Annotated in this window: 18 protein-coding genes; 7 read left to right on the forward strand and 11 right to left on the reverse strand. The window is 59.0% G+C overall.

All coding sequences use genetic code 11. The features are described 5' to 3' along the window. Positions 1-283 precede the first annotated feature (283 nt). Both ACVWY8_RS06845 and ACVWY8_RS06850 read left to right on the forward strand, forming a co-directional pair. Entirely contained in the window at positions 284-1,582 is a 1,299-nt protein-coding gene (locus ACVWY8_RS06845) for an efflux RND transporter periplasmic adaptor subunit (RefSeq protein WP_457393686.1), read from the forward strand. A gap of 63 nt (positions 1,583-1,645) precedes the next feature. Further along, positions 1,646-4,858 carry an efflux RND transporter permease subunit gene (locus ACVWY8_RS06850; protein WP_457393684.1) on the forward strand — a complete coding sequence of 1,071 codons (3,213 nt, stop codon included), beginning with the start codon at positions 1,646-1,648 and terminating at the stop codon, positions 4,856-4,858. Positions 4,859-5,100: 242 nt separating this feature from the next. Here ACVWY8_RS06850 and ACVWY8_RS06855 read toward each other — a convergent pair whose 3' ends face one another. The 4 genes from ACVWY8_RS06855 to ACVWY8_RS06870 form a co-directional block, all read right to left on the reverse strand. Beyond that, a complete protein-coding gene (locus ACVWY8_RS06855) occupies positions 5,101-5,358 on the reverse strand; it encodes a DUF2949 domain-containing protein (RefSeq protein ID WP_011432361.1) in 258 nt (85 codons plus the stop codon). Positions 5,359-5,551: 193 nt separating this feature from the next. After that, entirely contained in the window at positions 5,552-6,346 is a 795-nt protein-coding gene (locus ACVWY8_RS06860; RefSeq protein WP_457393682.1) for a hypothetical protein, read from the reverse strand. Positions 6,347-6,454: 108 nt separating this feature from the next. Continuing rightward, entirely contained in the window at positions 6,455-7,198 is a 744-nt protein-coding gene (locus ACVWY8_RS06865) for a low-complexity tail membrane protein (RefSeq protein ID WP_457393680.1), read from the reverse strand. Between the two features lie 34 nt (positions 7,199-7,232). Next, positions 7,233-7,457 carry an NAD(P)H dehydrogenase subunit NdhS gene (locus ACVWY8_RS06870; protein WP_414355605.1) on the reverse strand — a complete coding sequence of 75 codons (225 nt, stop codon included), beginning with the start codon at positions 7,455-7,457 and terminating at the stop codon, positions 7,233-7,235. A 212-nt stretch (positions 7,458-7,669) separates the two neighbouring features. Between ACVWY8_RS06870 and ACVWY8_RS06875 the strand changes: the two genes are divergently transcribed. Then, positions 7,670-8,257 (forward strand): FHA domain-containing protein, encoded by a 588-nt coding sequence (locus ACVWY8_RS06875; protein ID WP_457393678.1) that lies wholly within the window; start codon positions 7,670-7,672, stop codon positions 8,255-8,257. Position 8,258: 1 nt separating this feature from the next. On the opposite strand, the gene ACVWY8_RS06880 is transcribed toward ACVWY8_RS06875, so the two are convergent. Continuing rightward, the gene (locus tag ACVWY8_RS06880; protein ID WP_457393676.1) at positions 8,259-9,728 is read right to left on the reverse strand and encodes a cation:proton antiporter; all 1,470 of its coding nucleotides are present in this window, start codon (positions 9,726-9,728) and stop codon (positions 8,259-8,261) included. A gap of 304 nt (positions 9,729-10,032) precedes the next feature. Next, positions 10,033-10,707: an aminoacyl-tRNA hydrolase gene (pth, locus tag ACVWY8_RS06885; RefSeq protein ID WP_457393674.1), complete on the reverse strand. Its 675-nt coding sequence runs from the start codon at positions 10,705-10,707 to the stop codon at positions 10,033-10,035. A gap of 215 nt (positions 10,708-10,922) precedes the next feature. Here pth and ACVWY8_RS06890 point away from each other — a divergent pair, with 215 nt between their 5' ends. Together ACVWY8_RS06890 and ACVWY8_RS06895 are read left to right on the forward strand one after the other, a co-directional pair. Continuing rightward, positions 10,923-12,140: an HD domain-containing phosphohydrolase gene (locus ACVWY8_RS06890; protein WP_457393672.1), complete on the forward strand. Its 1,218-nt coding sequence runs from the start codon at positions 10,923-10,925 to the stop codon at positions 12,138-12,140. Between the two features lie 282 nt (positions 12,141-12,422). Next, positions 12,423-13,544, forward strand: a complete 1,122-nt coding sequence (locus ACVWY8_RS06895) for a methyl-accepting chemotaxis protein (RefSeq protein ID WP_457393670.1) — start codon at positions 12,423-12,425, stop codon at positions 13,542-13,544. 60 nt (positions 13,545-13,604) lie between these two features. Here ACVWY8_RS06895 and ACVWY8_RS06900 read toward each other — a convergent pair whose 3' ends face one another. Next, positions 13,605-14,006 carry a DUF4359 domain-containing protein gene (locus tag ACVWY8_RS06900; protein WP_457384081.1) on the reverse strand — a complete coding sequence of 134 codons (402 nt, stop codon included), beginning with the start codon at positions 14,004-14,006 and terminating at the stop codon, positions 13,605-13,607. 245 nt (positions 14,007-14,251) lie between these two features. On the opposite strand from ACVWY8_RS06900, the gene prfB reads away from it, so the two are divergent. Next, a protein-coding gene (prfB, locus tag ACVWY8_RS06905; protein WP_414406725.1) for a peptide chain release factor 2 occupies positions 14,252-15,383 on the forward strand; the annotation gives its coding sequence in 2 pieces (ribosomal slippage) (positions 14,252-14,323 and positions 14,325-15,383; 1,131 coding nt in all). On the opposite strand, the gene ACVWY8_RS06910 is transcribed toward prfB, so the two are convergent. Next, positions 15,380-16,420 carry an o-succinylbenzoate synthase gene (locus ACVWY8_RS06910; protein WP_457396932.1) on the reverse strand — a complete coding sequence of 347 codons (1,041 nt, stop codon included), beginning with the start codon at positions 16,418-16,420 and terminating at the stop codon, positions 15,380-15,382. The genes prfB and ACVWY8_RS06910 overlap by 4 nt on opposite strands. Positions 16,421-16,736: 316 nt before the next feature. Here ACVWY8_RS06910 and cynS point away from each other — a divergent pair, with 316 nt between their 5' ends. Then, a complete protein-coding gene (gene cynS, locus ACVWY8_RS06915; RefSeq protein WP_457384078.1) occupies positions 16,737-17,183 on the forward strand; it encodes a cyanase in 447 nt (148 codons plus the stop codon). A 3-nt stretch (positions 17,184-17,186) separates the two neighbouring features. Here the strand turns inward: cynS and ACVWY8_RS06920 are convergent, their stop codons facing one another. The 3 genes from ACVWY8_RS06920 to ACVWY8_RS06930 form a co-directional block, all read right to left on the reverse strand. Beyond that, a complete protein-coding gene (locus tag ACVWY8_RS06920) occupies positions 17,187-18,476 on the reverse strand; it encodes a M16 family metallopeptidase (protein ID WP_457393666.1) in 1,290 nt (429 codons plus the stop codon). A 60-nt stretch (positions 18,477-18,536) separates the two neighbouring features. Then, a complete protein-coding gene (locus ACVWY8_RS06925) occupies positions 18,537-19,841 on the reverse strand; it encodes a M16 family metallopeptidase (RefSeq protein ID WP_457396933.1) in 1,305 nt (434 codons plus the stop codon). A gap of 194 nt (positions 19,842-20,035) precedes the next feature. Then, complete coding sequence (locus tag ACVWY8_RS06930) at positions 20,036-21,250, reverse strand: site-2 protease family protein (RefSeq protein WP_414418684.1); 1,215 nt, start codon at positions 21,248-21,250, stop codon at positions 20,036-20,038. Positions 21,251-21,415: the final 165 nt, after the last annotated feature.

Below are 21,415 nucleotides of genomic sequence, written 5' to 3' on the forward strand. Positions count from 1 at the left end.
AGTCGGTCTGTCGGGGGTTGTAGACCCAGACAAGTGGCGTGGGGCAGGAATGCCCGACCGCGAGGTAAGGACTCCGTCCTGCTGACGGGAAGGGTAGCCCGCGCTCTGTCCGTAGGACGAGCGCCGGGAGGATGTCACGCATCCACCCTAGCTCTGGATTGGGAAGGATGGCCAGCGCTTTTGCACAGGCGCAGCAGGGCACAGTCTCAGTACCCTGGTTGATTGAGTCAATGCAGAGGTGGGATCCCTCTGTTGGGATAGCCGTTAGGGAGGCAGGTTCACGATGCAACTGCGAACAGCTCTGCCGCTGTTGTGCCTTTCTCTCTTGGTAGCTGCTTGCCGGCCCGGCGGGCCACCTCGCAGCATGGGGGGTGAAGGGGGCGGAGAAGGCCAACCCACACCAGTGGCCGTCGGCAGGGTAGAGGAACAGCAAATCGAAGAGACTTCAGAGTTCATGGCCAGCCTCGGATCCCAGCAGGTGGCCAGTATCCGCCCTCAGGTCAGTGGACAGGTGACCCAGGTGTTCGTGCAGCTGGGATCCCAGGTGGCTGCCGGAGCCCCTCTCTTTGAGATCGACAGCCGGCAGCAACAGGCGGCGGTGGCCGGCCAAACGGCGGGGATTGCCGCAGCCCAAGCCAACCTGGAGAGCGGCCGGGCCGTGCTCAGCCAGTTGCGGGCGGATCGGCTGCGGCTGGAGGCAGCGGCGGAGTTTGCCCGGGAGCAGCACGAGCGCAACCTGCGCCTCTTGGCCGAGGGGGCCATCAGCCAGGCGCAAGCGGATCAATCCAGCCGCGACCTGCGCCAGGCGGAGGCGGCTTTGGCGGCGCAACAGGAGCAGATCCGCGCTCAGGAGGCCGCGATCTTGCGGGCAGAGCGGGAGGTGCAGCGAGCCCAGGCCGAGGCGGAGCGGCAACAGGTGCAACTGCAGTTTTTCCAGGTTACAGCTCCCTTTGCCGGCATTGTGGGGGATGTTTTGGTGCGGCAAGGGGACTACGTGACGCCTCAGACGGTTTTGACCACCTTAACCCAAACCCAGGCGCTGGAGCTCAACCTCAACATCCCGTTGCAGCGGGCCCCCCAGCTGCGCATTGGCACGCCGGTGCAGATCCTGGATAGCCGCGGCGAGGTGATCGGCAGCAGCCAAATCTCTTTCATTGCTCCCGAAGCCAACGCCGCCACGCAATCGGTGCTGGCCAAGGCTCTTCTGGAGAACCCTGCCGGCCAGTTGCGCTCGGCGCAGTTTGTGCGGGCTCGGGTCATCTGGGAGGAGCGGCCGGCCTTGCTGGTGCCGGTGACGGCGGTGGCCCGCTTGGGGGCGCAAACCTTTGTCTACACGGTGCAGACAACGGAGCCGCCAGCAGAGGGCATGCCCCCGGGGGCGGTGGCGGTGCAAAGGCCGGTGCAGCTGGGATCCATCTACGGAAACAGCTATGAGGTGCTGGAGGGTTTGGAGGCCAATGAGCCAATTGTGCTGAGCGGCCTGCAGAAAATCCGCGATGGCGCCCCGATTGTCGATGAGATGCTTTTTCAGCAGAGGATGCAGCCACAAGGGGGAGGGAGACCTCCTGGATCCCCGCCCTAGGTCCTCTCTCTCCGGCGGTTTCCCAACTCAGCTATCCCCTTTCACTCCTCACTGCGCTGGACTATGTTTGTTGACTTTTTCATTCGCCGCCCTGTTTTTGCCAGCGTCTGCTCCATCCTGATCCTGCTGGTGGGGGCGGTGAGCATTCCCCTACTGCCGGTGGACTACTACCCACAGGTGGCGCCGCCAGCGGTGAGGGTGACTGCTGTTTATCCTGGGGCCGACGCCGAGACGGTGGAGACGGCGGTAACCAATGTGCTGGAGCAGGAGATCAACGGCGTCGAGGGTATACGGTCTATCGCCTCGGTGAGCAGCAGCAACGGTACCAGCCAAATCACGGTCACCTTCAGCCCCGATCGGGATCTGGACATAGCGGCTGTGGATGTGCAGAACCGAGTTGCCCGAGTTCAGGCGCGGCTGCCGGCAGAGGTGATCCAAAACGGCATCAGCGTGGAAAAGGCCGGCGACAGTGCTTTCGTGCAGGTGGTGGCGCTGCGTTCGCAGGCAGGGGAATATGATGAGCTGTTTTTGAGCAACTACGCAGAGCTGTTTGTGCGGGATGCTTTGCGGCGCATCCGGGGCGTGAGCGATGTCATCATCTTTGGAGAGCGCACCTATGCCATGCGCATCTGGCTGGATCCGACGCGGCTGGCCAGCTATGGTCTGACAGCTCTGGATGTGGTGAACGCGGTGCGCCAGCAGAATATCCAGGTGCCTGCCGGCCAAATTGGCAGCCAGCCCAGCCCGCCGGATCAGGAGTTTCAGATCAGCGTCCAGGCAACGGGGCGGCTCTCACAGCCGGAGGAGTTCGCCCAGATTGTCCTCAGGGCCAACCCCGATGGCAGTTTGGTACGCATTGCCGATGTGGGTCGGGTGGAGCTGGGAGCGCAAAGCTATGATACGTTCTTCCGCATCGGGGGACAGGAGGCGGTGGGGATCGCCATCACCCAACAACCGGATGCCAACGCCCTAGAGGTGTCGCGGCAGGTGCGGCAGACGTTGGCGCAGCTGGCGGAGAGTTTTCCGCCCGGCTTGATCTACGAGATCCCTTTCGACGCCACCCTGTTCATTACCGAGTCGGTGCAGGAGGTGATTTTTACCCTGCTGCAGGCTATTGCCCTGGTGGTGCTGGTACTGTTCATCTTTTTGCAAGATTGGCGCGTCACCCTCATTCCCACCGTTACAATTCCGGTGGCGCTGCTGGGGACCTTCGCCTTTGTGCGCCTGTTTGGCTTTTCCATCAACACTTTGACTCTGTTCGGCCTCACCCTGGCCACTGGCTTGGTGGTGGACGACACCATTGTGGTGGTGGAGAATATCTCCCGCTACATCCGCGACCGCGGCATGCGGCCTCTGCAGGGGGCCTCGGCGGGGATGAACGAGGTGTTGGGGGCGGTGATCGCCACGACGCTGGTGCTGCTGGGGCTATTTGTGCCTGTTGCTTTCTTTCCTGGCACCAGCGGTCGCATCTATCAGCAGTTTGCCGTCACCATTGCCGTGTCGGTTTCGCTGTCCACGTTTAATGCCATTACCTTGGCTCCGGCTTTGTCGGCGCTGCTAATTCGCCCCCGCTCAGAGCAGATGTTTTGGCTGCTGCGCTGGTTTGACCGCGCCGTGGAAGGGATCCGAGCGGCCTACTGCCGCCTGCTGGAGCTGGTGGTGAAGCTGCGGCTGTTGGTGGTGACGGGGTTTATTGCCTGTTTGGGCCTCACCTACTGGCTGTTCCAAATTGTGCCGACGGGGTTTGTGCCGGATGAGGATCAGGGCTTTTTCATCACCATTGTCCAGGGGCCGCCGGGGGTTTCCCTCAACTATACCGACAGGGTGATCCGGCAGGCCGCCGCTATTTTGGAGGGGATCCCTGAGATCGAAAATCGGGTGATCGTGGGGGGGTTCAGCTTTACCGGGCCCTCGCCGGGGAATGGGCTGATCTTTGCCACCCTCAAGCCCTGGGAAGAGCGGCGGCAACCGGAGCAATCGGCGCAAGCGATTGTCAACCGGCTATTTGGGCCTTTTTTGGGCGGGATCAGCCGCGCATTGGTGATCCCGATCCTGCCGCCGGCCATTCCCAATTTGGGGGTTGCGGGCGGGTTTACTTTCCAGCTTCAGGATCGGGGGGTGAACGATTTCAACCTCTTGGAGCAGACGGCCAACACCCTGTTTTTTGTGGGCAACTCGCCGCCCCCGCCGGGCCAACCCCCCTTGGGCTTGCGGATTAACCCGCCCACCTTCAACGCCAATTCGCCGCAGCTAGAAGTACAGGTGGATCGGGAGATGGCCCAGTTGTTGGGGATCCCTCTGTTGGATGTCTTCGGCACGCTGCAGACGCTGCTGGGGGGCACCTACGTCAATGATTTCGACCTGTTCAACCGCAACTACCGGGTCTATGTGCAGGCGGATCAAGCATTCCGAGGTAACCCGGAAAGCATCGGCCAGTTCTACGTGCGGGGTGGGCAGGGGCAGCTCTTGCCGTTGAGCACCCTGGTTCAGGTGGAGGAGACCACCAGCCCGGCCATCATCAACCACTTCAACCTCTTCCGCTCGGTGGAAATTCAGGGCAGCGCCCTGCCGGGCTTTAGCTCAGGGCAAGCGATTCGGGCTATGGAAACTCTAGCCGCCCAGTTGTTGCCGCAGGGGTTTGGCTTCGAGTGGTCGGGCCTGTCGCTGGAAGAAATCGAGTCGGGAGGACAGGCGCCGCTGATCTTTGCTTTGGGCTCGGTGTTCGTCTTCCTGGTGCTGGCGGCGCAATTTGAGAGCTATGTGGATCCCTTGATCATTTTGTTGGCGGTGCCGCTGGCGGTTCTTGGGGCTCTTTTGGCGCAACTGCTGCGGGGCTTGACCAACGACGTCTTCTGCCAAGTCGGGTTGGTGATGTTGATCGGGCTGGCCAGCAAAAACTCCATCTTGATTGTGGAGTTTGCCAACCAGTTGGTTGCCCAAGGGATCCCACTGCTCAAAGCTGCCACCCAAGCAGCCGAGACGCGCTTCCGCGCGATTCTGATGACCGCCCTGAGCACTATCCTGGGTATTTTCCCTCTGGCAGCGGCCACGGGCGCAGGGGCAGCCAGCCGTCAGTCGCTGGGCACGGCGGTGATCGGCGGCATGTTCGTCTCGACAATGCTCAGTTTGCTGGTGGTGCCGGTGCTCTATGTCGTGATCAAGGGGATCCAGGTGCGAATTTTGGGGGGATCCCCTTCACCTGTGGATCTGGCGCATTTGCCGCCGCCGGAGGATCCCAAAGAGGTGCTGCCTGGTGGCGAAGCGTTGGGTAGGTAGCCAGGGGAATCTGCTTGATGCTTGTCTTTTGGCGGAAAAGTTCCGTTGCCTTGCTTCCTAGCTCTCCCTTCGGGAGAGATTGGGGGTGGTCGCGGAAGCGGCGCAGGGCGTTTGGGCGGCACCGCGGAGCAGTTGAGAAGTGTCTTAGTCTAACTTGAAATGACTGTACACCTTGGTTCCGTACTGCAAAGGACTTCCAGCGCTTTTGCACAGGTTTGGGGAGGCTCTCGTTCATCGCTTTCTCATCCACCGCAGGCCCTGTCCTCGAGCAGTTCGGACTCGGCTTCGCTGGGCATTTTTTCCCAGAACTGAGCCAGGTGTTGCAGGCCCACAAAGCCCAACTGCCAGAGGATCAAGGCTAGAGGGCCGTGCTGCTGCCGCTGGATCTTCAGGGCCAGAGCCAGTTGTTTGGGCTTGAGGAGCTGTTGCTGCTCAGCAAACTGGCAGAACTGTCGATCCCATTGGCTAAGGGCTTGTAAATCCGGCAGGGTCGGTTCCATAGGTTTGGCCGGGCAGGAAAGGATTGAATGTCGAGGATCGGGATCCTCGTACTGATTCTGGGGATCTTCTTGCGGATCCCTTGCAACAGGTTTCTTCCAGGGTATGTGACCACCCAGGCCCTCCCAAGGCCGGTTAGGGCAGAGAGGACTGAGCTTTGTCTCAAAGCTGGCTTATAGATCCTGGCAGGACGGTCTATCCCCAGGGGTCGTCGTCGAAGGGACTATCTGACCAATAGCCACTCTGCTGGGATGGGGGGGGCTGTTGGGGGAGAGGAGGCGTGTAGGCAGGGGGTGGCGTTGGGATGGGGGTGGGTTTTTCCAGCTCCTCAAGTCGAGGCAGGTCGGCGGGCTTGGGCTCGACACCAAGGCTTCTCAGCTTGGCTTGCGTTTCTTGCACTTGCGCATTGAGCTCTTCCAGGTAGGCGCGGTAGTGGTTGGCAGCTTCCAGGTACTGCTTGGCTTTCTTTTCGTTTTCCCGGACGACCGCCTCCAGTTCTTTGGTGCGAACGGTGTAATCGGCCTCTTGATTGGTGAGGTTTTCGATGGCTTGGTTGAGTACAGCCCGCCGTCGCTCCAGTTGGGCTACAATTTCCGACAACTGTCGTTCTCGCTCGCTAAGGCTGCGTTCCCGGTTTTGAGTTTGTTCCAGTTGAAAGCTGGCCTGGCTGAGCTGCTCTCGCAAATACATCACCTGGGGCTCCGTCTCGTTGCGTTCCTGTTGCAACTCAAAGACCCGCGCTTCCAAGTGATCTTTTTCCTGCTGCAACACTTCCCGCTCGTTCAAAAGACGGGTGTAGAGCTGGTTGAGAAAGTCCACCTCCATCACCACCTGGCTGAGCTGAGTGGCGTATTCCCCAACCAAAGCCAACTCCCGAGCGAGGTTTTGGGTTTCACTGGTGGCTTGATCGGTGAAAAACTGGGGAAGTTGGGTGGTTTCTCTGAGGCGTTGGGTAAATTGCTTGAAGCGGAAAGAAAAGTTGCTCGCCATTGCCGGTGCGGTAGCCTCGAAGATCAGGGGAATGCCGATGGTTGGATTTCACAGGGCTTGGATTGCTTCCAATCTAACATTGAGCTACAGCTTTTGCGGAAGCTTGCCTTAGGTGGGATCAGGGGGAGTTTCAGGGGCCGGCATGGCAACTTCCCCAGAGGGATCCCGCTTCTCGGATTCCGGCTGGGGGTTTTCTGCCGCTCTGTTTTTAACCTTGTCTTTTTGGTCTTTCGAGGTGCCTTCTGAATCTTGGCCGGAGATGCGGCGCAGCAGCCGTTGCAGGAGTGGGCTGCGGCGATTGCCGAGGACGGAGAAGCGGCTTTCAATCTCCTCGACGGGGACGGGATCCATTTGGGCCAGCTCCGGCTCGCTGAGGAGGAGTACCCGTATCGTTGCAATGGGGATCTGCAAGAATAGGTTGGATCCCCAAAACCCAAAGGCAGCTATGGCTAGGCCTGCCAGACGGGTGCCGTTGCCAGGGGTGAGCGGGGCAAAGAGGGGGGCAAAGTCGTAGAGGCGCTCACCGACTTCCAGCATCAGGATTGCCGCCAACAGCGTCAAAATCTTATGTTCGGGGCTGAGGAAGGCGGCCAAGATGCGGCGCTGCTCGAGGGTGAGTTCTTCTGGGGGGACAGAAGCCACCCACACGCTAAAGATGTCAAACGGTTTGCGCCACTGCATAGCAAAGACCGGCCCAATGCCCACCACGGCCACCCAAGCCTGCTCCGCCCCCACCGGCAGGAGGGGATCCCCTGTGGCCAGCCCGATCAGGGTCAGCCCTACCCAGAAGGGGAGGATGAGGATCCCGGCGGCATGGATCCAGAGGAAAGGTTCCTGCCAATGGCTGCGCATGGGGAAGTTCCAAGAGGGACAGGGAAGAGCAGGGCTAGGGGCGAGATTTGTCCACCACTTCCAATTCTGTGAGGCGGAAGGTGACTAATTTGTCCCAGTTGCCGCCTTCAAAGAGGACAGCGGCATGGTCGTCGGTAACCCGCTGTACCTGTCCCTCGAAGCAGTAGTAGGTGTCGTTGGGGTTGATGACCCGCACGGCAACGCCGGGGTGGATCGGGGGAAGGGCTTCGAGGAGAGTTGGGGTTGGAGTCGTGTTCACGTTTCAGCTATCCTCTTTTTTGCAGAAACTCTGCCTTACTATTATGGGGGAAAGCCCCTCTCTTGCCGAGTCTCCCCTTGTTGACCTTCTTCCCACAGCGGTTCACCGAGGGTTGGGCAATGGCTGAGGTGTGGCTGCCAGCCCGCTAACACGAAAGGGGCCTGTACTGCAACTTCGACGGTCAATCCAGCTCCAGCTCAAGGCCCCAGACCATGGCTACCGGCGCACAGTCTTCCCAGTCCCAAATCTGGCATGTGTTGGTGATCGATGATGAGCAGGGACGGCGGGCTGTGGCCCTCAGCGCTGCCACCTATTCGATTGGCAGGGATCCCAGCAATGCGATTGTCATTCATTCGGCGGCAGTTTCTCGGCAACACGCGCTGCTGCTGCGGCTACCCCAAAAAGATGGCCAATATACCTACCGGCTGTTGGACGGCAATATCGAGGGCAAGCGTAGCACCAACGGCGTCTCGGTGAATGGGCAGAGATGTTTGAGCTGGGATCTCAAGGATGGGGATCAGATCCTGTTGGGGAATCAGGTGCGGATGCAGTACTGCATTCGTCGGTTGTCGGACGAAGATTTTCAGCGGTATCTCCAGTCTGTAAGCTTTCGCAGCGTGAAGGCGGAGGTGGTGGATCGGCGCTCCACAACCATGCAGCGGTTTGATCCGCCCTCGATGCAGGCAATTTTGCCCCAAGAGGAGACGATGGAGAGAATTGACGTGAAGCCTCAACGCCGCAATCCGCTGCGGCTGCTGTTGCAGACGCTCTGGGGGCGTTTGAGGGGAAAGCTGAGATAATTTAGCCCTCAGGAATGCCCACCCGTTCTGAGTCTGGGAGCGATGACGCGGTCTCGTCGGCGCCGCCTTTGCGCTCTTGCTCTGACGCTTCTGCCTGCAAGTCCAGGAGGGAGGGGGAGTTGGCTTCCCCAATCAACACTCCCCGTAGCCAGAGGGGAGCGACAAAGGTGGTGGCAATCACCATGACGATGATGCTGACATCGAGGGCATCGGAGAGAACCCCACTGGCGGCCCCCACACCGGCAAACACCAGGCCCACCTCACCCCGGGGAATCATGCCCACTCCGATGGCGTAGCGGTTGATGCCCGGCTTGCCAAAGGCCCCCAAGCCCGCTGCTAGCTTGCCCACAATGGCAACTCCGATCAAGAAGACGGCAATGATCAGCCCCTCTCGGTTGACGGGGAGGGTGGGGTTGAGTACGGCAAGGTTGGTTTTGGCCCCAACGCAGACGAAGAAGATGGGCACCAGTAGGTCGGAAATGGGCTTGATCTGTTCTTCCAGCTCTTGCCGTTTCTCGGTTTCGGCCAAGATCAGGCCAGCGGCAAAGGCGCCCAAAATCGCTTCTAGATGAATGATTTGCCCCACATAAGCCAGCAGAAAGGCCAGCACGAGGGCGGGCAGAAGGGGGTTACCTCGGGTCTTCAGGCTGTTGAGAAGGGCCACAAAGTAGGGGCTGAGAAGGCGCCCCAAAACAATGGAGCCGACCAAGAAGACGATGGCACTGAGGATGATGATGCCGATATCGGAAAGGTTGACTTCTCCGTTTTTGGCCAAGCCCGCCACCACGGCCAAGATGATGATGCCCAACACGTCATCCAAGACGGCGGCGCCGATGATCACTTGCCCTTCTGGGGAGGTGAGTTTTTGCAGCTCGGCCAAGACGCGGGCGGTGATGCCGATGCTGGTTGCTGTGAGGGCAGCGCCGGCAAATACGGCGGGGATAACGGGCACATGAAACAGGTAGAGCAAGCCCAGGGTTCCGGCCAGGAAGGGCACAGCAACGCCGATGATGGCTACGGCTGCGGCTTGAGGGCCGACCCGCAACAGCTCGGCCAGATCCGACTCGAGGCCGATTTCAAACAAAAGGACGATCACCCCAATCTCGGAGAGGATGTCGATGATCTGGCTTTGGGAGGAGAACACCTGTACCAGGGATCCCTCGTCGAGTCCGGCAGTGGCTTGCAGAAATTGCATCAGTGCTGAGGATTGAGCCAAGGCGTGCAGCTCTTGGCCGGAAACTTGTCCTTCCGGGAAGACCAACAACCCCAGCGCGGAGGCCCCTACCGCGACGCCCCCCAGCAATTCTCCCAGCACCGGCGGAAAGCCGAGGCGAACGGCGATTTCTCCGGCAATACGGCTGGCCAGATAGATGACCACCAGAGCCATCAGCACCGCCGCCAAGATCAGGGGTAAAAGATTGGCAGCCCCTTCCGGTTCAAGGGGGGCAGCGGCTTCAACAGCAAGCAACACTGAATCTAGGTTGTTCAACAGCAAGATCTCACCCTCAAATGATGAACAGCTTTTTGTCTCGGGCCGGCCCTGGTGGGAACGCTGCCGTTCCCATTCCTTTCGCCCTTCTGCTGGAAGACTGTTACAGAAGCTAACCTCCCTTGGGAACTGTTGGCAACGCCCAGGTAGGCACTCTTATACTCCAGATAATTGATACTTATCTGGAGTATTGTCTCCACAGACGTTCCCATGAGCAGGACGAAGCCCTTACCACTTCCTCTCCTGGAAAACCCCTCAGAACCGGCAATCCAGGACAAGCTGCTCCTCAGGAGGAAGCCTCGCCATGGCCCGGTGCAGGGTTGGATCCATCCAAATCGGACGATGGCCCAGACAGATCCAGAGGATTAAAGCGGTTCATGGCTGTCCTCAGTCCCTCTTGCAAGCAGCACTCCACGGCCTCTACCGCCGTATTCAACACCCGCTCCAGCACCTCTTGTTCTGCAGGCGCAAATCCCCCCAACACATGCCCGACCACATCTTGGCTGCCCCTGGGTTTGCCCACCCCCAAACGCAGCCGCGGAAACCCTTCGCTCCCCAAGTGCTGAATGATGGACTTCATGCCGTTGTGCCCACCGGCAGAACCGGATCCCCGCAGGCGCAGACGACCCAGCGGCAGATCCATATCGTCGTACACCACCAGCACAGAGGCGAGATCTAACTTGTACCAATCCAGCACCGCCCGCACCGATTGGCCGGAACAGTTCATATAAGTTTCCGGCTTGAGCAAGCGCCGCTTTCCTCCCAGGGCAAACCCTTCTCCGTAGCTACCTTGGAATCGCTTTTCCAAAACCAACGGGATCCCCCAGCGCTGCGCCAGCCGATCCACCACCATAAAGCCGCAATTGTGGCGAGTATTGGCGTATTGAGGGCCGGGATTGCCCAGGCCCACAACGAGCTGCAGGGAAATCTCATCGGTTCCCTTGGGCTTGACCTGGGTCACAACGTTTCTCGCCTCCTCGAGCTAAAGTAAGGCATCGCTGCTTTGAGTGGTGTTGGCGTGTTTTTGGGCTGCTGGTCGCCCCGAAGGTGTCAGATACCCAGCCGGACTGAGTCGGGACAGCGGTGAGGATCCCTGGGGGCAAATGGCTCGCCGCCCATGACTCTGCCATTGTTTATTGTCAACGCTCATTGTGAACGCTTCTGACCAACCCTGCTATGAGCCTGCCCACCCCCTTCGGTCTTCACCCCAGCACAACCGAATTCGATGCCTCGGATGCCCTGCGCCTCAGCCAGCGTCTGATTCAGGTGGGGATTGCCCTCTCCTCAGAAACGGATCTGCAGCGGCTGCTGGAGTTGATTGTTGCTCAAGCCCGAGAACTGACCCACTGTGATGGGGCCAGCCTCTTTGTCCGAGAGGGAGAAGAATTGCGGTTTTTCGTGGTCAACCGCCATGAGGAGCTGCGGGATCTGCGCTTGCCCCTCAGCCCTTCCAGCATTGTGGGCTACGTGGTGCTCACCGGGGAAAGCTTGAATTTGCCGGATGTCTACCGCCTGCCCGCCGACCGGCCCTATGCCTTTAACCCACAGGTGGATCGGCAGACCGGCTATCGCACCCGCTCCTTGCTCACTGTGCCCATGCGGGATCCCTCAGGCAAGATCCTCGGCGCCCTACAACTGTTGAACCGCCTAAAGCCGGATCACCCCACCCCCCTAGCTCCTGACCAAGTGGCCGAGTGGAGCCAACCTTTTTCTGAGCTGGAAGTCAGCGTGGCAGAAGCCCTAGCCTCCCAGGCGGCGGTTGCCTATCAAAACGTCCAATTGCGGGAAGAACTCAAATCTGCCCACTTCGAGACCATCTTCTGTCTGTCTGTGGCCGCAGAATACCGGGATCAAGATACCTCCTTTCACCTGAAGCGGATGAGCAACTACTCTCGCATCATCGCCAAGCACTTGGGCCTATCCAGCCATGAGCAAGAGCTGATCTTCTACGCCAGTCCCATGCACGATGTGGGCAAAATCGGGATCCCCGATGCCATCTTGCAAAAGCCGGGGCGCCTGACCCCAGAAGAACGGCAGATCATGAACCGTCACCCTGAGATTGGTTATGAGATCCTCAGCAAGTCCGACTCCGAGCTGATGAAAAAGAGCGCCATCATCGCTCTGACCCACCACGAGAAGTTCGACGGCAGTGGGTATCCGCGCGGCCTCAAAGGAGAAGGGATCCCTCTAGAGGGACGGATTGTGGCCTTGGCCGATGTCTTCGACGCCTTGGCCAGCCGTCGCCCCTACAAAGAAGCCTGGGCTTTGAATGAGGTCTTTCAGTTTGTAGAAGACAACAGCGGCAGCCATTTCGACCCGCAAGTGGTGGCCGCCTTTAACCGAGGACGCAGCGAAATTCTGGAAATCTACCACCGCTATCAAGAAACCCGCTAAATCCAGCTCCAGATCAATCAGGGATCCAAGATACCAACCCAGAACATTCAGCTCTAAAGGGATCCGTCCCAGCAAACCGCAAAGAAGGGATCCCAGGCCATCCTTCCCGCACAATTCTGCAAAATCCTATGGGCAAAAGATGGGATCCCAGGGCAAACTGAAGGTGGTCGATTTTCTGCAGGAATCACCCCATCAAAGGCCGATTTAGGGCCGACTTTTTGTGTTACTCTACACATTAGCATCCAACCCATCTGTACCCAACGTGTGCCGACGATCCCTGTGATGGCTACCCTGACAAATCCACCCACTCCTACCCTATCGATCAACACCAAGCTGCGCGATTTGGCCTTGGTGGAGTTTCAGGTGAGCGAGTCCACCCCTTGTGAGAACGTGGTGCGCCGCCTAGAAGATGACAGCAGCCTTTCAGGAGTCATCGTGCTGGACGAGCGGTCACAGGTGCGGGGAATGTTGACCCGCCGCGCCATTCTGGAGTGGATGCTTAGCAAGCCCTACGGCCTGGATGTGTTTTTGAAGCGGCCCATCAGCTCCATGGTAGAGTTCCATAGCCGGGATTTTCTCTTGCTCCCCGGCGACTGCGATGTCATCCAAGCAGCCGACCGAGCTTTCCAACGGCCCGAAGAGACCATCTATGACCCCGTGGTGGTTCAACTGGGATCCCAGGACTACCGCCTTCTCGATGTGCCGGTGTTGTTGGTGGCCCAGGCCCAGGTGCATCTGGCCACCCAGCGCAAGCTACAGGAGCAGCAGGAAGAGATGAAAAGGATCTTGGCAGAGCTGGAGCAGGAAAAAAACCGCAGCCTCCAGTATGCCCGGGATCTGGAGCGACAAAAAGCCGAGATCCTCAACCAAAACCTGGCCTTAGACATGGAACGTCGCCGGGCCCAACAGCGCTCCGAGGAGTTGGCTCGCCTCAACGCCCGCATCATCGAGATTAGCTCGATCCTCTCGGAGAAGGGCAAATCCACCTTTGCCGCCACCTTTGCTGGGGTAGAAGCGGTGCGCACCCTCTTCCAGGAAATTGCCGACAACAACCAGGAGCTATCCCGCGAACTCAAGGAGATCAACACCATCGTGGATTTGATCGTGGAGGTGGCAGGATACATTCGCCTGCTCTCCTTTAACGCGGCTGTAGAGGCCAACCGCAGCGGTGGTGCCGGTGGCTTTGGAGCCATTGCCCAGGAGATCCGCAAATTGGCGGGACGAACCACCGAGGCCAGCAACCGCATTCGCAGCTTGGCAGATCGCATCCAGCGACAAAGCCAATCCACCCTGCAATCGGCCCAAAGCAGTGCTGAGGTGGTGCAATCCCTTTACCAGCAGGCCCAGTCGGCCCAGTTGGCCCTGGAAGAGCTGCAAACCCTGTTGGAACAGGCCCAGATCTAGCCTCCCTTTTGGGTTTGAGATTCTTTTGGATCTGTCTGATCCCTAAGGTTGCCATGGTGGCTAGGGGTCAACTTTCCCCTCTCGAGTCTCATAAGTATAAAATTGCCCAGCCACGGCAAGGGTTTCAAAGTGGTAGGTGGGCAAGGAGATCCCCAGTGGGCCAAAGTTGAGCAACGACAAATCGGTGGTGTAGAGGCTGAAAAGGATAAAATTCTGCCGGCGGGTTTGGCGCATGAACAGAGCTTCTAGTTCGGGCTGGAGCTCTCGGACAAGGGCATGACATTCCTCAATCAAAGTGACCAAGAAAGACGGGATCTGAGCGCAGTATTCTCGCGTAGCGTAGGCGGCCAGTTGTTGCCCTGCATGGGTTCTGTACTCTTCTAAGGTGGGATTGGTGATGGCCAAAGCAGCCACTCCTCCCGCCAAAACCAGCCCGGAAAGCAAGGAAAAGACCTTCAGCATCGCAGCCTCCGAAACCGAATTCTTTATTCTGCTATAGGCTTGAGCCACCTCAACAGGGATCTTTCGGCAGAAGCCAAAGGACTCCGTCCTGCCTCTGGCGGGGTTGTTGCTATGGACAAGGGATCGCAATGCTGTTGCAATGGGAACGGCCAGGAACTGCCCCACAGAAGGGCTCCATCCCTTGATTGAGTTGCCGGCCCACAGGATAGGATGGGATCCGATGTGCAGATGGTTTGATGTTCTCTATGGAACTTGCCGATCTAAGACGCACCCTAGAATCGCTCACCTTGCGCCTGAGCAACGCTCAGGACTATCTTTGACCTGCCCCACTTGGAGCAACAGATTGCCATCCTAGAGCAAGAAGCCTCGCAGCCGCAGTTTTGGAATGATGTAGAGGCAGCCCGCCGCCACCTGCAAAAGCTCAACAGCCTCAAGGCCTCCTGGGATCAGGTGCACCGCTGGAAGGATCGCCTGGAAGATGCCGCCAGCGCCCTCGAGCTGCTCCAAGAAGAGCCCGATCCAGAACTCCTAGCCGAGACAGCGGGATCCCTGGCAGCGGTGGAGCGGGAGTTGGGCCAGTGGGAGCTACAGCAACTGCTCTCCGGCCCCTACGACAAAAACGGTGCCATCCTCACCATCACCGCCGGCGCAGGGGGAACCGATGCCCAGGACTGGGCGGAAATGCTCCTGAAAATGTACACCCGCTGGGCCGAAAACCAGGGCTACAAGGTCAGCCTCTCGGAATACTCCGAAGGTGCTGAAGCCGGCATCAAGTCCGCCACCCTGCTGATCGAAGGCCCCTACGCCTATGGTTATCTCTCTGCCGAGAAGGGTAACCACCGGATGGAGCGCATCAGCCCCTTCAACGCCAACGGCAAACGGCAAACCAGCTTTGCTGGCGTAGAGGTGATGCCGATTCTGGAAGAGGAAAGCGAGTATGAGCTGAAGATGGAAGATCTGGAGTTCGAGACCTCCCGCTCAGGTGGGGCAGGTGGCCAAAACGTGAACAAAGTGGAAACAGCGGTGCGGGTGATCCACAAGCCCACCGGCATTGCCGTGCGCTGCACCGAGGAGCGCTCCCAACTGCAAAACAAAGAGCGGGCCATCCAGATCTTGAAGGCCAAGCTGATCGAGATGGAAGAAGAAAAACGCAGACAAAAGCTGGCCGAGATTCGCGGCGAGATGGTGACTCAGGGCTTTGGGGGGCGTATTCGCACCTACACCTTCGATCCCTACAAGCTGATCAAAGATCACCGCACCAACGCCGAAACCTACAATGTCGAGGCCTTTATGAACGGCGAGCCGGAGGAGCTGATGCATTTTATCCAGGCCTATCTGCGGCAGGAATACGCCAAACAACAGGCCGCCGCAGTCTAGGGCCGGCTGTAGCGCTCCCACACCGCCTGCATGAGGGCAGCCCGCTCCTGGGCTGAGAGCTGGGTCAAGGTCAGGGGATCCCCTTCTGGAAAGACCCCCCCTACCCCCCACCCCACAGCTCTGGGGCAAGCCGTCTTCTCCTGCAGGGATCCCGCCCAAGCCAACCCGTGCCAGGCGCCGATGGGAGTCTCCAGCGCCGAAGAAAAGACCAGATCCAGGCCGGGATGGCAGCTGAGATACTCTCGCAGCGCAATGCAGGAGCCCACCAGAGACGGCTTCACCACCAGGATCCCTTTCCATCCTGACCGATGGATCGCTTGCAACTGCTCCAGGCAGGCCACCGATTCATCCAAAGCAACGGGGGTTTGGTACTGGCGGCTGAGCTCCACCAAATGGGCGTGCTGATCCGGCGGCAGAGGCTGCTCCAAAAACTCAATCTTGACCGGCGAGGCCTGGTTGAGCCGATCACAAACCATCAGCCACCGGTGGGCCTCCGCAAGCGTTAACCCCCCATTGGCATCCAAACGCAGATGGGATCCTGGTGGCAACCGCTCCAGCCATTGCTCCAGCTTCTCCAACTCCTGCTGCATGGGATCCCTCCCCACCTTGAGCTTGTACACCGACCGCGTGAGTGGGACGGAGTCCTTGTAGGAGTCCTTGTAAGATTCCGGCGGCAGGGTCTCCCCCAAAAGTTCACAGAAAGAGAGTAGAGAGAGATCCTTGTTCAACCAATCGGGATCCCGACAGGCCAGCCAAGCGCCTTCCAACCCAAACCGGCAGGCCGGCAGTGCTTCTGGGATCCCCAAAATATACGCCTCCGACAAAAGAGGGGGCAGCTGCCGACAAAACGCCAGAGCCTGCTCTAAGGTCTCGCTGCCAAACCAAGGGATGGGAGCAATTTCCCCATATCCTTGACAGCCTGTCTCCCGATCTGTAAGCCGGATCAGGATCCCTTCGCGCACGGACCACAGTCCGTGGTGGGTACGCAGGGGCCGCCGAAAGGGACGCCGATACAGGCAGAACGCAAAGCCTAGCACCTTTTTCTCCGCTTCCAAGGATCCTCAGAGTGAGGAGCTACAAGTAGAGCATCTCAAAGATTAGAGAAATGTTGCAAGCGAGATAGCGGGACTGATGTTCTTGCTGTAGCTGAAACTACAGAATTGAGTTGAAGACATAGCGTATCTTCCTGCCCTAAGAAGTGCTTCCTTACGTATGATTAAGGAAAAAAGCAGCAGATTCTGAATAGAGCATCACTTTTCCCAATAAACCTGTGCCACTGAGAAATCGCGGGTTCGGGTTTGGGTGGTAAATCCAGATTGAGTTGCCTGCACAGCTAAAACTTAGGAGTCGATGATGAGTACAGCCATTCCCGAAATCACCAAAAAGCTTTTGGAAGCCAAAGCTGAAAGGGGATTAACTTTTGCTGACTTGGAAGAGAAAATAGGCCGGGATGAGGTGTGGATTGCAGCGGTCTTCTATCGTCAGGCCAGTGCTTCCGCAGAAGAAGCAAACAAAATTGCCGAAATCTTAGGCTTGGACGCCGCTGTCGCTAAACAATTGACCGAATGCCCACTGAAAGGCTTAGGGCCAGTGGTGCCGACGGATCCCTTAATTTACCGCTTTTACGAGATTGTTCAAGTTTACGGCATGCCAATCAAAGCCGTGATTCATGAAAAGTTTGGCGATGGAATCATGAGCGCTATTGACTTCACCCTAGACATAGAAAAGGAAGAGGATCCTAAAGGAGATCGTGTTAAGGTGATTATGTCTGGTAAGTTCCTGCCCTATAAAAAGTGGTAGCAGTTAAAACATCGGCTCTGCTTCTGCCAAGGCCGCTTCCGGCCCCACCAGAGCGATGGCCGAGTTGGTCAGGTAGGTTTTCGCAGCTTGATGGAGCTGCTCTGGGGTGAGCTCCTTGACCCTTTGCAAATACTGCTGGTCGAACTCCATGCCCAAACCCAAAATCTCGTACCAGCCTGCCAGTTGAGCCACCTGGGCATTGGTTTGTTTGCTGAGGGCGTATTGGCCCAGAAGTTTGCGCTGCGCCATTTCCACCTCCGCCGGATCGAGGGGATTGGCCTGCAGACGGTGGATTTCTGCTTGTAGGCGCTCCAGGGCCACCTGAGTATTCTCTGCCGCAGTGCCCATGTAAACCCCAAAAGGGGCGGGATCCCGACGGGTGGCAAAAAAAGCCGAGACCTCATAGGCCAGGCCACAGCGCTCCCGCAGTTCCACGAACAGACGGCTGGACAGACCGCTCCCCAAGTAGGTGGCCAGCAACTTCAGGGCCGGATAATCCGCAGAAGCAGCAGGGGATCCGCGAAACCCAATCAAGATCGTCGTCTGCTGAGTGGGCTGGGGCAACCTCAGCAGTTGGGGATCCCTCAGAGGGGGCAGGGGAACATCCCGATCCTCTGGAGAGGGGCCGGGAACAACCCAGTCTCCCAAAGCCGCTTCCACCTGGGCAGCCATCTGCTCCGGCGGCTCTGGGCCGATCACCACCATCACCATTCCATTGGGACGACAGTAGGCCGCGTGATAGGCTACCAAATCCTCGCGGGTCAGGGATCCCACCGTTTCCAGCCGTCCCAACCCCGGCAGAGCGTAGGGATGATCCCCATAGAGGGCTTGTTGCACCTGCTCGAAAGCCAAGCTGAAGGGCCGTTCCTGCTGGGCGCGAATGGCTTGCAGCATCAACCCCTGCTCTCGCGCCACCTCCTCTTCAGGAAAACTGGGATCCCGCAGCGTCTCCGCAAGCAAATCCAGCAACTCCGGGAAATCGGCAGCCACACAGCGCAGGCTCACCTCGAAAGAGTCGGCAGAACTGTCCACCGATAGCGAGGCTCCCAGCGATTCCACCGCAGCAGCAATGGCCTGGGAGTTGCGCCGATGCGTGCCTTTGGTGAGGACAGCCGCCATCAAGTGGCTCACCCCCGCCTGTTGCGGCCGCTCTGCCCGGCTACCACCGCGGAAAAAACAGTGGGCAGCCAAGATCTCCACCGTTGGGTTCTGGCCCAGCAACAGCGTGATGCCATTGGCCAAAAGGACGCGCTGTAAACGGCCACGTTGGGTGGCAAGCAGAGCAGAGTTCATGCAGGCAAGGGATCCCGTCCAAAATCCGAAAGTCAAGAGTCCAGAGCGTCGAGGCAGCGCTCACCGACAGGCCAGTTGCAGCTCCGAGGCCATTGCTGGATCGAGGGCAGTCGGCTTGAGAACGGTGACCACATAGGCCTCCGGAGACAAGTACTGCTGGGCCAATTCCCGGATCTGAGCCGGGGTAAAAGATTGCAACAGCTCCAGGTACTCTTGAATGCGCTGCACCCCGCCCAGTGTCTCGTAGTAGCCATAGATGCCCGCCAATTGACTGGGGGACTCGGCGGAGAACAGGAACTCATGGGTGAGCATACGCCGGGTGCGATCCAACTCCGCTTGGCCAATGCCATCCTGCTGCAGCTTTTCGATCTCGTGCAGAATCGTCGCCTCCACCCGCGCCACATCCTCCGGCTCCAGTTGAGCCCCAATACAAAACAGTCCCCCCTCCTTCAACACCAGCGAAGAACAGCCAATGGCCCTCACCCAGCCCCGCTGTTCCCGCAGCAGATGCACCAGCCGCGAAGTACGGCCATCTCCCAGCAGAGAAGCCAACATCTCCAGGCCACAGGCTTGTTGCCAATCGTCAATGCCAACGGTAGGCCAGGCCAATTTCAGACGGGCTTGCTCCAAGCGGGCATGGTCGCTCTCCCGGCGCAGGATCCCTTGGGGACGAGGCTGGGGCGGAATGGGGGGGCTGACCGGTGCTGGCCCAGCAGCAGAGCTGCCAAACTGCTCCTCCACCAAGGCCAACGCCTGCTCAGGATCGATGCCACCCGTCACCACCACCGTCATGGATTCAGGGTGATACCAAGCGCGGTGGTAGGCGCGCATCAGTTCAGGGGTCAGTTGCATCAGGCTCTCCGGTGTGCCCAACACCGGTCGTCCATAGGGATGCTCCCCATAGGCGGTCTGCATCAAAAGCTGATAGGCCGTGTAATCAGGGTTGTCGGCGGCGCGGCGAATTTCCTCCAGAACCACCTGCCGCTCCCGCTCAAACTCCAGATCCGGGATCCCGGCCCGCAAAACCACCTCTGCCAAGTAGGGCAAGGTATCCGCTAGGTCAGCAGCAGCCACCGTAATGTAGTAATGGGTGTAGTCTTGGCCGGTGGCAGCATTGGTAACTCCGCCCCGTCCTTCCACGGCCCAATCCAGCTCACCAGGGGCCAGCCGCTCGCTGCCCTTAAACACCATGTGTTCCAAAAAATGGGATAGGCCCAGCCACTCCGGCGGCTCATGGCGTCCACCTGTCCGTACCCAGACGTCAACGGTTACAGAATCGGCAATTGGGATGGGATGAACGATAACGCCTAGCCCGTTGCTCAGTCGGTGGGTGTAGGCGGGCAAGAGACGAGGAAAGCGGTTCAAAATTCTTAATTGATGGAGAACAGTCTTAATTGTAGATGGAGAGGGTCTCCCGGAAATAGTATCTGAGACTACTTTTCTTGGTCTTCTCTCCCCGGCTTGCGGAGGCAAAACGCTCCGCCCCTTTTGGGGAACCTTTTGTGGAAGAGGAAGAACCTAGGCGCCTTGGGCCGCCCCCTGTCCACCCATCTCCCCAACTAAGGCTCTTGATGGAAATCCGGGGATCCCTGCCAAGCCAGACTGGGGGATCCCTCTCCGGCCAGATTGTCCTCCACCTGAAATCCAGGGGGCCATTCTTCGCTATCGCGCACCCGCTGCACCACCTCTTGGGGCAGCACGACCCCCAACTGCCGGGCAGCCATGGCCACCACATCCCCCCGGTCGATCAAGCCGGCAATGGCGCCGGTGGGCGTGAAAACCAAAATGCGGCGGGGTTCTGCCTGGCGCATCATCTGAATTACCTGGGGAATGGGGGTCTCTTCTCGTACCCCCTGCAGTTGCTCCATCGGCTTGAGAATAGCCTTGAGGGTGAGGCGATCCCACTGGCTGCGCTCGATGTCGTTGAGCAGTTCTGGCCTGACCAGCCCACGGTAGCGGCCATCTTCCTCAGCAAAATAAACGTCTGCCGGTTGAGTTGGGGCTTCCGGCCTGAGAGAAGAAGGCACCAGATAGCGATCCACAAACTCCCGCAGGCTCATGTTCGCGTCCAAAACCCGAAACTGGCGGGTCATCACATCTGCAGCTTTCAGGCGGGCCAGCACCTGCTGCAGTTGCGCGTACTGGCTGTAGCGGCGGGCGGTGTTCAAAATAAACAGGCCGATCAACCCCACCCAGAGGCCGTTGAGGCTCCCCCAAAATACCACCAGCAGACCTAGCCCCACCAAACCCCAGCCCACCCCCTGGCCGGCTCGGGCCGCCCACAGCATACCCTTTTGCCGATCCCCTGTCCAACCCCAGATGGCCGCCTTGAGCATTTGCCCCCCATCCAGAGGCAGGCCCGGCAGCAGGTTAAACAGGGCAATCGTCAGGTTGATGGCAGCCAAGCTGGTGAGGGTTGAGGCCAGCATCGACTCCGGCACAGCCCAAGCCCGGGCCACGCTGAAGAAAACAAACAGACCCAAGCTGAGGAGAGGGCCTGCCACCGCCACGCAAAAAGCCCCAAGGGGGCGGGGAACTTCCCGCTCAATCGCCGCCATACCCCCAAAAATAAATAGGGTTATCGAGTTAACCCGTACCCCATAGGCGCGGGCCACCAAGCTGTGGGCCAACTCATGGGCCAGCAGAGAAAGAAACAACCCCATCGCCGTCAACACCCCGTAGGAGAGCACCAGCAGGAGGGCCGCCGGGAACCAGGTGTAGTCGATGAAAAAGGGGATCCCCCACAAGCTACCGATGCGCAGGCGACTGGTCATGACGATACAACTCCTTACACAGCTCTCACTGGGGAGAAGGCCCAGGAAGGTGCCGTTGAAGACGACAAGCAGCCCCTTAACTTGGGATCCCTCTCCTCCACTGTAGCCCTTCTGCCGGGCCTTCCGTTCCCTTGCGGCTCCCCCGGCAGACAGCGGGCCTGCCCT

The organism is Thermostichus sp. OS-CIW-32, from assembly GCF_054060415.1.